11 protein-coding genes are annotated in these 10,699 nt (G+C 36.3%); 4 read left to right on the top strand and 7 right to left on the bottom strand.

The genetic code is table 11. The annotated features are described in order from the left end of the window. The 5 genes from K6G87_RS12175 to K6G87_RS12155 form a co-directional block, all read right to left on the bottom strand. A partial coding sequence (locus K6G87_RS12175; protein ID WP_296837607.1) for an ABC transporter ATP-binding protein occupies nt 1-1,349 on the bottom strand: 1,349 nt, incomplete at its 3' end. A gap of 1 nt (nt 1,350) precedes the next feature. Further along, on the bottom strand, nt 1,351-3,150 hold the full coding sequence (locus tag K6G87_RS12170) for an ABC transporter ATP-binding protein (RefSeq protein WP_296837605.1): 1,800 nt from the start codon (nt 3,148-3,150) through the stop codon (nt 1,351-1,353). Further along, the gene (locus K6G87_RS12165; protein ID WP_296837603.1) at nt 3,137-3,751 is read right to left on the bottom strand and encodes a TetR/AcrR family transcriptional regulator; all 615 of its coding nucleotides are present in this window, start codon (nt 3,749-3,751) and stop codon (nt 3,137-3,139) included. The genes K6G87_RS12170 and K6G87_RS12165 overlap by 14 nt, the downstream gene beginning before the upstream one ends. 20 nt (nt 3,752-3,771) lie before the next feature. Beyond that, nucleotides 3,772-4,131 carry a dihydropteridine reductase gene (locus tag K6G87_RS12160; RefSeq protein WP_296837600.1) on the bottom strand — a complete coding sequence of 120 codons (360 nt, stop codon included), beginning with the start codon at nt 4,129-4,131 and terminating at the stop codon, nt 3,772-3,774. Between the two features lie 110 nt (nt 4,132-4,241). Then, the gene (locus K6G87_RS12155; protein ID WP_296837597.1) at nt 4,242-4,649 is read right to left on the bottom strand and encodes a flavodoxin family protein; all 408 of its coding nucleotides are present in this window, start codon (nt 4,647-4,649) and stop codon (nt 4,242-4,244) included. A gap of 298 nt (nt 4,650-4,947) precedes the next feature. Here K6G87_RS12155 and K6G87_RS12150 point away from each other — a divergent pair, with 298 nt between their 5' ends. From K6G87_RS12150 to K6G87_RS12135, 4 genes are read left to right on the top strand one after another with little or no spacing between them, the layout of a single operon-like run. Continuing rightward, nucleotides 4,948-6,051 (top strand): iron-siderophore ABC transporter substrate-binding protein, encoded by a 1,104-nt coding sequence (locus K6G87_RS12150; RefSeq protein WP_296837595.1) that lies wholly within the window; start codon nt 4,948-4,950, stop codon nt 6,049-6,051. Beyond that, a complete protein-coding gene (locus K6G87_RS12145; protein ID WP_296837594.1) occupies nt 6,041-7,039 on the top strand; it encodes a FecCD family ABC transporter permease in 999 nt (332 codons plus the stop codon). Before K6G87_RS12150 ends, K6G87_RS12145 begins: the two co-directional genes overlap by 11 nt. 53 nt (nt 7,040-7,092) lie before the next feature. Next, nucleotides 7,093-8,052 (top strand): FecCD family ABC transporter permease, encoded by a 960-nt coding sequence (locus K6G87_RS12140; RefSeq protein WP_296837591.1) that lies wholly within the window; start codon nt 7,093-7,095, stop codon nt 8,050-8,052. After that, nucleotides 8,052-8,861 (top strand): ABC transporter ATP-binding protein, encoded by an 810-nt coding sequence (locus K6G87_RS12135; protein ID WP_296837588.1) that lies wholly within the window; start codon nt 8,052-8,054, stop codon nt 8,859-8,861. The genes K6G87_RS12140 and K6G87_RS12135 overlap by 1 nt, the downstream gene beginning before the upstream one ends. Here K6G87_RS12135 and K6G87_RS12130 read toward each other — a convergent pair. Next, a complete protein-coding gene (locus tag K6G87_RS12130; RefSeq protein WP_296837585.1) occupies nt 8,824-9,846 on the bottom strand; it encodes a helix-turn-helix domain-containing protein in 1,023 nt (340 codons plus the stop codon). The genes K6G87_RS12135 and K6G87_RS12130 overlap by 38 nt on opposite strands. A 133-nt stretch (nt 9,847-9,979) precedes the next feature. After that, nucleotides 9,980-10,483, bottom strand: coding sequence for a flavodoxin family protein (locus tag K6G87_RS12125; RefSeq protein ID WP_296837583.1), 504 nt, complete (start codon nt 10,481-10,483; stop codon nt 9,980-9,982). Nucleotides 10,484-10,699 lie beyond the last annotated feature (216 nt).

Genomic DNA, 10,699 nt, shown 5'->3' with positions numbered 1-10,699 from the left:
CGAATATTGTCGATGATTGACCCCTTGAAAATAAATGGATCCTGCATTAGGACGCCGACTTCATTTCTAAGGGATCTGAGAGAAACATCACGAACATCAATTCCGTCTACCTTTACAGAGCCTTTTTTCACATCATAGAATCTTGTAAGCATATTTATAACTGTAGTCTTACCTGCACCTGTATGGCCAACTAGAGCAATTGTCTTACCTGGAGTAACATGAAGATTGAAATTCTCAAGAATCGGCACTCCCTCTTCATATTCAAAGGTAACATTGTCAAAATCCACGCATCCCTTAACATCCTTAAGTTCTACTGCGTTTTCTTTGTCACAGATATCGACAGGATAATCTATAGTATCAAAAACCTGCTCCAAGTTAGAACTAACCTGAGCAAGCTCCTGAATGATATTAGCAATCTGTGAAATAGGATCTCTAAATGCAGCCATATAACTTGTAAATGTGATCACCGTACCGGCAGTTACAGTGCTACTCCCGGATAATATCAAAACAAGTGCCACCCCAAAAATAGCGAGAGTTCCCACATTCCAAAAGCCCATGACTATAGGAGAATTAAGTCTTGAAAGGATTACAATATGCCACCATTCCAGAACACTTTTTTGGTGAATTGCATCGTATACAGCTTTATTTTTATTAATTCGACTATAATTCTTGATGATCTGCTCTCCCATAATTGATTCTACGAGAAATGCTGATCTGTTGGAGTTCTTGGCTCTTAGCTGAGTGTATCTCTTTCCAAGAACTTTTTTGAGCATAGTTATAGCAAGCATCATGGGTATGACTGTGCAGAATACAACCAGTGTCAGTAATGGACTAAGTGACAGCATGAATACGCTGACAACTACTACTTTTACGATATACACAGCAAACATTAAAACATAATTGGAAAAAAATGTAGCGAGACCGTTTATATACTCAGTAACTCTGACAACAATCTTTCCATCAGGCCTGTTGTCATAATAATCAAAGGAAAGTTCCTGCAAATGATCAAAAATATCCGTTCTTATTTTGGAAATAATAGTAAACCCAACTTTTCCCATGTTTAAGGTTTGAATATAGGTAACAGTTATCTCGATAATTGCAAGGAAGAACATACTGCCACATAAAAGTGCCAGCTGCTTGTAATCATCATCCGTTACAACTGTATCAACGATAACTTTTAATAATCTTGGTGGTATTAATGAAGTAACTGAAGATATCAGAAGTAAAATTCCAACCATGATGAGAGTCTTTTTAAAAGGCAAAACATACCTTAGAGTCCTCATAAGCTGCTTGAAATCAATCTTTTTTTCAATTTTTTCATCTTGAAAGAAGGTATTTCTTTTAGCCATATCAGTCCTCTTTCTGCTCTTTTTGTTCCATCTGAATTTTATATACTCTGGCAAAACTGCCGCTTAATTCCATCAATTCCTTAAACGAGCCTCTCTCCTCGACACGGCCTTCTTTCATATACAAAATCTCATCGCAATCCTTTACAGAGGAAAATCTATGTGCCGTTATAATGAGCGTTTTTTCTGAGAATTTCTCATATATTTCTTTTAAGAGAATTCTCTCAGTGTTAACATCCAGCGCACTTGTAGAATCATCCAGTATAAAGACAGGAGCATTCTTTAAAAAGCATCTCGCTATAGATATACGCTGCTTTTGACCGCCTGAAATACCTATTCCGCGTTCTCCTATAATTGTCTGATATCTATCCTCAAGCTCATTTATAAAGCTCTCAGCCTGGGCATGGACAGCAGCTTCTTTTACAAGTTTCTGGTCTGCATAAGGCTTAGAAAAAGCTATATTTGACTCAATGGTATTTGAAAATAGGAAAACATCCTGAAATACATAGGAAAACATATCCCTAAGTGTTTCAAGCTTGTATTCTTTGATATCATGGCCATCAATAGTTATACTTCCTGAAGATATCTCCTTCATTCTGATCAGAGTCTTAAGCAGAATACTCTTTCCAGAGCCCGTCTCACCTACTATTCCAACCTTTTTGCCATAAGGTATAGAAAGCGATACATTATCCAAAATTTTCTGCCCATCTATGTCCAGAGTAACATTTTTCATCTCAATAAATGGCTCATCCGTATGAAGATCAGCCATAGCATTATCGGGTGTCTTACTCTCTTTTTCCATAAATCCCTTTAATGAAAGGCCCGATACTGTCTGCTGCTGCATGTTAAGAATATTATTGTTGACACTGTTAATATCTGACATCAAACGAACTACATACGTGGATGAAGATAGTATGTAGCCTACTGTAAGCCTGCCTTGCATAACAAGATAAGCTCCAATAGCGATAGTTCCAACATAAGCTATCTGTTTGATAATATTTAAAGTCATTTCAAAATTAGCTGTAAGCGACACCTGATCGATATTGGTCTTGCAGAAATCCATGTTGACCTTATTAAACTTTTCTTTTTCCAAATCCTCATTCACGAAGGATCTGACTATTCTCACACCGCTTATATTCTCCTGTGTAGTCAGGTTAAGTGCAGAACTGTTATCCCTTATCTTGGTAAAATTTTTTCGAGCTCTCTTTTTAAATGTGAGAACTGCATGAATCAGTATTGGAGCCAATAATAGTGGGATTATGACAAAAGAAATATCAATAGAAGCAATGAGAATTACCGTCGTAGTCAACATAAAGATAGAATCACCAAAATATGGAATCCTGTGACTAAACAGCTCTTTAAACATAATTGTATCGCTGTTGAGGATTTGAAGAAGTTCGCCGGAATTATAATCACTTATAGTATCTGAATCAAGCTTCATCAGCTTGTCATATGAAGCATATCTGAGGGTAGTTTCAAGATTCAGGCCCACTCTCTCCTGAATGAGGTCTCTAATATAAATAAGACCGATTCTAAGTGCGACCATAATAAGAAAAAAGCCACCTACGGCAAAGAAAAGCTGTAAAGAATTTACAGCTCCGAATTTTCCAGTCAAAAGGAAATGAAAAATACCGCCACTTTCGTCGTTAACAGCAGTATCCTTGATAACATAATCAATCAGAATACCGGATAAAAGTGGCAAAAGAAGTTCAGCGAAAATACCGATAAAACTCAGTATTTCCGCAAAAATAGAAATCCAAAGATCTTTTTTGAAGTATCTAAAGCCAAATTTAAGTGTCTCCACTACCGTGCCCCTCATATAGCTGTTTTCGGCCTATACACTTTTCTATAATACTGAAAATTTCCTCAACAGATTCTTTACAATCATTTTTGAGCCACTCGAAAACTATAGCCATGACTCCGTTTATATAAAACTTCATCCAGTATTTTTGCTCGTTTTCAGGTATTCCAAATCTTATAAAAATAGGCTTTAGTACACGCATATACAAAGATGACATCTTTTGTTCAGAGCGCATTATCACTGAATTATTAACTGCTGCCCTGTACACATTTTTATGCCCTTTTACATATTCGAGGTAAGGAATTAAATATTCTCTTTTTATCAAAATAAGATCTTCAAGGGGAAGTTCTTCAATCCTATTAACAAACCCATCTCCATCCAATTCAAATGAATGTCGAAAATCATTATTGATATAGTCAATAGTTTCTTCTAGCAGATCATTTATATTTTCATAATGAAGATAAAAAGTTGATCTGTTAACTCCCGCCTTTTCACATATTTCTTTTATGGTTATGTACTGAACGTCTTTTATGCTTAGAAGTTCAATAAATGCCTTATCTATAATAAGGGCAGTGTTAAAATATTTACTTTCTGATTTAGTCATAATAACCTGCCCTTTCTATATTAGTCATTTTCTTCGCTAATCTGCTTGGCAAGTTCCATGATATCAAATGCATATTTCTTTTTGCCATTTGCAAGAAGCTTTTTGTATGCCGGATAATTAACTCCTACTCCTATAATACCTATTATACCAATTATAATTCCTAATATAAAAGATATCTGGCTTCCATCACCAATAACTCTCATTGACAGACACATTCCAATTCCAAGTAGCATTGTCATTACCAGTCCAAAAGAATAGGCAAAAACATTTGCTCCAAATTTGGCCTTTCTATCCAGTTTCTTAAGTGCCACTACCTTGGAAGTATCCTTTGGTGCATACTCGTTTGCAATTGACTCTGCATAAATTTTATCTGTGTTCATAGCTTTACGCCTCCTTCATTTGATAATTAAATTATAAGAATGAAAAAGGATACTATGAACAACATAAATCCAAAAAAGTGTTGATTTAAAAAATCTAAAAGATCAATTTATCATTTATACTGTTTTACAAATTCTGCAGCTGCCCTTACATCATCATCATTAGGTCTTCCCTTGTGAATACCCTTGAATTCACCCTTGCAGTGGAATTCATTTGTATCCATTGGTACTCCAACCTTATCAGCTTCTGCCTTTACCTTTTTGTAAGTAGAATTGAGCAAAGCAGCTGAGCCAAAATTAACTATCTTTCCAACCTTATCTTTAGAAAGAGTTCCAACAAAATCTTTGACCTCTTTATCAATATTAAATGCATAATAAGAATTTCCAAGAAATAGAATATCTACATATTCATTTATTCCTGCGCTTATAGGAAGCGCCTCTACTCCAAGTTCCCTGGCCATAGCCTCTGCAAGTCTCTTGGTGTTACCGGTTTTAGTATAGTATCTTACTGCGTATTTCATTAGATTTTCCTCCTGAATAGGTTGTATGTTGTTGCTCTATTTAATTGTATGCAATTCATTTTAACCCTATTCCCAATTTTTGTCAAATGAAGTCTATAAATTCCTTCTTTCATACAACTTATATCCTGCAATTTTCTTTGCAAATGCATTCACCGTAAATCCTCCATTTTTTACTAAATCGGGTGCAACAATATATAAATAAGGATTATTGTTTGACTATGCTAACAAGCTATGATAAATTATCTTGCAGTTAGCCCAAACTAACAAAAATAACAATAAAGGGGATAAACATATAATTATGAAAAAGTCTATATTATCCATATTTTTGACATTATCTATTGCTGCAACAATGACAGCATGCGGAGCTTCTGCTAAAGAAGCTGAAACATCCGCTTCCAATGATGTTGGAGAAAGTACTACTGAATCATCAGCTACATCTAATGATTCAAGTTCAGAAATTACTGTTTCAGATGAATCTACAGCACAGTTCCCAATAACAATCGAACATGCATTTGGTGAAACAGTTATAGAAAGTAAACCTGAAAGAATAGTTACACTTTCATGGGCTAATCAGGATCCAGTCCTTGCTCTTGGAGTTGTTCCTGTTGGAGTTTCTGCTGCAAACTATGGATACATGACCGAAAACAAGCTTCACGTATGGACAGATGAGGCATTTAGTGAATTAGGAGAAACATCTCCCAACGTATTCAATGACGAAACAGGCTGGGATTATGAAGCTATTGCAGCTGCAGAGCCTGATATTATCATCGCTTCATATTCAGGATTTACAGAAGAAGAATATAATCTTCTGTCAGAAATTGCTCCTGTTGTACCTTATATTGAAACTGCCTGGAAGACCAACTGGAGAGATCAGACAATTGTAAACGCAACTGCTATGGGTATGAAATCAGAAGGTGAAGCCCTTGTAGAAGAGACTGATGCTTTAATTGCAGATAAGCTTTCGAATTATCCTGAACTTGAAGGTAAAACAGCAGCATTTTTCTGGATCACCCAAGACGATATGAGCACTTTCTATGCATATCTTCCGAACGATCCAAGAGCTTCATATCTTAATGATCTTGGACTTACAACACCTGAAAGCATTCTCTCTCTTGCTCAGTCAACAGAAGATTTTTCTGTAACAATCTCAAGAGAAAATGCTGACCAGTTAAGTGATGTTGACATTATGATCGTATATGGAGATGAGTCACTACTTGAGGCAATGCAAAACGATCCTCTTATGAGTCAGATACCAGCTGTAGCCAATGGTGCTGTCGTACTTCTCGATTCAAGCTCTACTCTTGCAGCTGCAACAACACCTTCTATTCTTTCAATACCATATGCAATTGACGATTATTTATCAGCTATAAGTGAGGCAGCAAGCAAGATTAATGAAGAGTAAAAAAACTTACATATTATTTTTAATCGGTATTTTTTTACTAATAACATCTTGTATTTTATCAATAACCTACGGTGCAAAATCCGTAGGTTTATCTGATGTTTACAATGCTATTACTAATAAAAGCACCGACAATTTTAACGTAAACATAGTAAAGGCACGCATTCCAAGAACAATATTCGGAATAATAGCAGGCGCAAGTCTTAGTATTTCCGGTGTACTTATGCAGTCCATAACACGAAATCCTATCGCAGATCCCAGTATTTTAGGCGTTAATACAGGCGCTTCTTTATTTATTGTAATCGGAATAGCCATATTTAACATTCAATCTAAATTTTCATACATTGGTCTTTCTTTTATAGGAGGTATGCTTACAGCTGTTTTCGTATATCAACTAGCATCAATGGGACGTGAAGGAGCTACGCCAATAAAACTTGCAATATCAGGTGCTGCAGTAAGTACTGCTCTATCTAGCATAATAAGCCTTGTTATGATGCCGGATTCAAGTGTTATGACATCATTTCGATTCTGGCAAGTGGGAAGCATCGGCGGAGTATCAATGACAGATGTAGCCATTTTATTACCTTTTTTTATCATTGCTATAGTCATAAGCCTTTTATTATCAAGAGATCTAGATACTCTGTTACTATCTGAAGAGACAGCAAAAGCGCTAGGACTTAACATTAATAGAATACGTATACTTGCCGCAGTACTTGGCGTTCTTTTATGTGCAACAATAACAGCTCTGGCTGGTCCTATAAGCTTTATAGGGCTGATGATCCCTCACCTTATAAGGGCTTTAATAGGTTCAAAGCATATTCCTCTTATCCTGTTAAGCGGTATATTTGGCAGCTGCATCCTTATACTATCAGACATTTTGGGAAGAATATTAGGACGCCCAGGTGAACTGGAATCAGGCATCATGACTGCGCTGATTGGTGCTCCTGTTTTTATACTAATAATACGAAAGTCGAAAATACAAAGCTTATGAATACGACCACAAATATTTGCTCGGGAATTCAGAAAAGAAAGCTTACTTATCTAATGATAATTTCAGTAATGCTTATCCTGGTTGCCGGACTTACATGCCTTAATCTTACAATTGGTGAAAAGAATTATTCCATTTTGGAAGTATTAAATATGATCATCTCAAAAAGCGATAACTACATTGTGATGAAACTAAGACTACCACGTACACTTGCTGCTATATTCTGCGGAATGGCCTTTGGCATAGCAGGTAACACCTTTCAGACACTACTTGGTAATCCACTTGCCAGTCCTGATATAATAGGAGTTTCGTCAGGATCAACCGTAGCAGCCGTATACTGCATTTTATTTTTAAACCTAAACCGCGGAATTGTATCACTTCTTGCAGTTATTGCAGGTCTTGTAGCAGCACTTTTAATTTATAAAATATCAAATACAGATGGCTACTCTGCAAACAGGCTCATTTTGACCGGAATAGGTGCCCAGGCTTTTTTTACAGCACTTATCAACTGGATGATCATGAAAGCAGCAGAATATGATGTTGCTACTGCAATGAGATGGATGACAGGTAATCTTAACGGCATTACAGTAGACTCTCTTCCATTTCTTATAATAATAGTTCTGATATCTCTAATTATTATGTCAAATCTTAGAAATGCCCTACGTTCATTAGAGCTAGGAGAAGCCTATGCTACTATACTTGGCGTAAGAACAGACTTTATCAGAACAATACTTATTATATGTTCAGTATGCCTGATCGCATTTGCCACAGCAATATCAGGACCAATTTCCTCGATAGCTTTTTTGTCAGGGCCAATAGCAACACGAATATGCGGTAAATCTCAAACCAATCTTGCTTCAAGTGCATTAACAGGAGCAATTCTGGTTCTGGCAGGTGATTTTATCGGACAAAATATTTTGCCTACAAGATATCCCGTTGGAATCATTACAGGTATCCTTGGAGCACCATATTTAATATATCTTCTTATAAGCCAAAACAAGGGAGGTACTACCTAATGAAAATGCAAGAGCTTAAAGCAGAACAGATAAAAGCAGGTTACGGAAATAATAATATTTTAAACTCCGTAAACTTACATATTCCAAAGGGAAAAATAAGCGTTATCCTAGGTTCAAATGGTTCAGGAAAATCTACTATGCTAAAGACATTTTGCAGACTCCTTAATCCAACTGAAGGTCAGATTACTTTAGATGGCAAGTCTCTTAGCTGCATTAAGTCCAAAGATATAGCTAAAACCATAGGGCTTCTTCCCCAAAATTCTATAGCTCCTGAGGGCATAAAGGTTTCAGAGCTTGTTGCTAGAGGACGTTATCCTTACAGAAAATTCATGGCACCCATGTCTTTGGAAGATTATAAGGCCGTTGAAGATGCTATGTGTGCAATGAAGATCACAGAACTTGCTGACAGGAGTGTAGACGAGCTTTCCGGCGGCCAGCGCCAACGCGTATTTATAGCTCTTGCTCTTGCACAGGAAACCGATATTTTATTTTTAGATGAGCCAACTACTTTCCTGGATATTTCCTATCAGATTGAGATTTTGGATCTTCTCAAAGAATTAAATAGAAAGAAAAAGACTACAATCGTAATGGTACTACACGATATTAATCTGTCCAGCAAATATGCTGATTATATCTTTGCTATGAAAAATGGAAATCTGATCAAGGAAGGAATTCCATCGGAAATAATATCTCCTAAGATTATAGAAGATATCTACGGAATAAAGAGCGTTGTTATATGCGATCCTATCTCCAACTCTCCGATGATAATCCCTATTGGTGCGTTTGACCAGATTCCAAATGCTTCTTGAATTTACCGGGAGTTAGACCACACCAGTTTTTAAAAGCGTTGTAAAAAGCAGTTTGGCTTTGATAGCCGACTGCTTTTGATATTTCTTCAAAACTTGCCTTATCTTCTTTGATCATCCATGCTGCATGGCTCATTCTTACACTATTTTGATAGTCCCAGATAGTCTGTTTAAAATAGTCCTGAAATCCATATTTGAGCTTCTGTTCGCTAATTCCCACTTCCTTAGCAAGCATGGGGATTGTCTTAAATTCAGATGCTGACGAAGTAATAATATCTCGTACCTCTGTGATTTTCCTAATATCACTTGCTTTTAGTTTTATTGTCCTGTTTCCGGCTTCAATAATCCTCTCACTTTCTGCAAATGTCATCTTGAACAATGATCTGTTAATAGGATTAAGAACAAGAGCAACCAGTTCCAGAGCATAAGATATCGCAAGTTCTTTAGTAAGTATACGGTTTTTTATATTTCTTTCCACCTTGTTTAGAACATCATTCATATCCTGGCTCAGGACTGAATATCTATAGTTCATAACAAGAAAATCAAGATCATCAATTGTTTTTCCAAGCATTGGAAGAACAGATTTTTTCAAATACTCATATTCAATTGAAAATTCTACGCCTTTAAAATGCTGTCCGGATCGCCACACACCAGTACCAACATCCATTTTCTCCATAGCCATAAATGATGAAGGCATAGAGTGTACAATAAGATCATTCTCTTCAAGGGAATAGGTAATGCCTTTATAAACTATTCCAAAATGAAGGAATCTATTATCATAATGATACTCAATAGCAAAATCATCCTCTATTACATAATCTCCTATGCCGCACTGGATGACATCATCAGCTCCAAAACTGACAATACTGCCACCTTCATTATTTATATAGATGCAGTAGTCTCCTTCTTTGTGGTCACAAGAAATATTTGCATATTGATAAAACAAATTTCGATATTCAGTTGGTGAATACGCAATACTTTTTTTCATAAGAAGAATATATCATTACTTAGAGTAAAGTGTAAGGTCTAAAAGAAAACAGCGGACTAAAAGGCTGATTAAACCTTATAGTCCGCAAATCATCAATATATATTAAAGAAGTGTTTGACTTATCTTACCGGGATCAAAATATCTCTAAAGCCTTCTTAGCAAATCTCTCACCAAAGATTGTGAAGTAGTCCTTATAGTGCTCCATACCGTTGTGCTTTTCTACGTTTCCATTAACACCAACCGGCCCCATATGAATAACAGGTGAACCAAAAGCGCCGCCGCTTGAATAGCACATCATGCCCTTAGTAAGCTCAAACGTAAGAATGTTCTGGATTACCATTTCACCACCGCCATGAGTGAACTGCTCTGTTGCAAATGCTCCACCAAGTTTTCCTGTGAAGTTAAGATTATTTGACTTATTCATCAAAAAGTCATGAAGATCAGGAGTCATTGCTGCAGCATATGATGGTGATCCGATAACGATTCCCTTTGCATCATTAACAAATGCTTCATCAACACCATCTATAGAAAAAGCTTTTGCTTCAACATCAGCATTTGCTTCCATTCCTTGTGCTATCCATTCTGCTGCCTGTTTTGTATTACCTGATTTGGAATCATAAATTACTGCTAATTTCATTTTTGCCTCCCTGTAAATTGTTGTTTTGTGTTTAAATAATGAATTTTGTCACTTCATTCAAAAAACTATGATTATTATAATATGACGTAAGGGTCAAAAGTCATTTCGATTCGAGCTTGCTCGAAATCGAATATGAATTTATGACCCGCCAAACATGAGCAAAGTAGCACGTAGTGCGGATTTGTGAATGTTTGAGGATTGTGGGAGTTTCGTAGA

The organism is Butyrivibrio sp. (assembly GCF_024699075.1).
Note: the sequence above shows the minus strand (reverse complement) of the source record. Positions and strands in the feature narration are given on the sequence as shown.

What these genes read in the sequence shown, in the direction of transcription:
- K6G87_RS12150 (WP_296837595.1), top strand. Translation starts at nt 4,948, where the DNA reads ATGAAAAAGTCTATATTATCCATATTTTTGACATTATCTATTGCTGCA.
- K6G87_RS12140 (WP_296837591.1), top strand. Translation starts at nt 7,093, where the DNA reads ATGATAATTTCAGTAATGCTTATCCTGGTTGCCGGACTTACATGCCTT.
- K6G87_RS12125 (WP_296837583.1), bottom strand. Translation starts at nt 10,483, where the DNA reads ATGAAATTAGCAGTAATTTATGATTCCAAATCAGGTAATACAAAACAG.
- K6G87_RS12130 (WP_296837585.1), bottom strand. Translation starts at nt 9,846, where the DNA reads ATGAAAAAAAGTATTGCGTATTCACCAACTGAATATCGAAATTTGTTT.
- K6G87_RS12135 (WP_296837588.1), top strand. Translation starts at nt 8,052, where the DNA reads ATGAAAATGCAAGAGCTTAAAGCAGAACAGATAAAAGCAGGTTACGGA.
- K6G87_RS12155 (WP_296837597.1), bottom strand. Translation starts at nt 4,649, where the DNA reads ATGAAATACGCAGTAAGATACTATACTAAAACCGGTAACACCAAGAGA.
- K6G87_RS12165 (WP_296837603.1), bottom strand. Translation starts at nt 3,751, where the DNA reads ATGACTAAATCAGAAAGTAAATATTTTAACACTGCCCTTATTATAGAT.
- K6G87_RS12160 (WP_296837600.1), bottom strand. Translation starts at nt 4,131, where the DNA reads ATGAACACAGATAAAATTTATGCAGAGTCAATTGCAAACGAGTATGCA.
- K6G87_RS12145 (WP_296837594.1), top strand. Translation starts at nt 6,041, where the DNA reads ATGAAGAGTAAAAAAACTTACATATTATTTTTAATCGGTATTTTTTTA.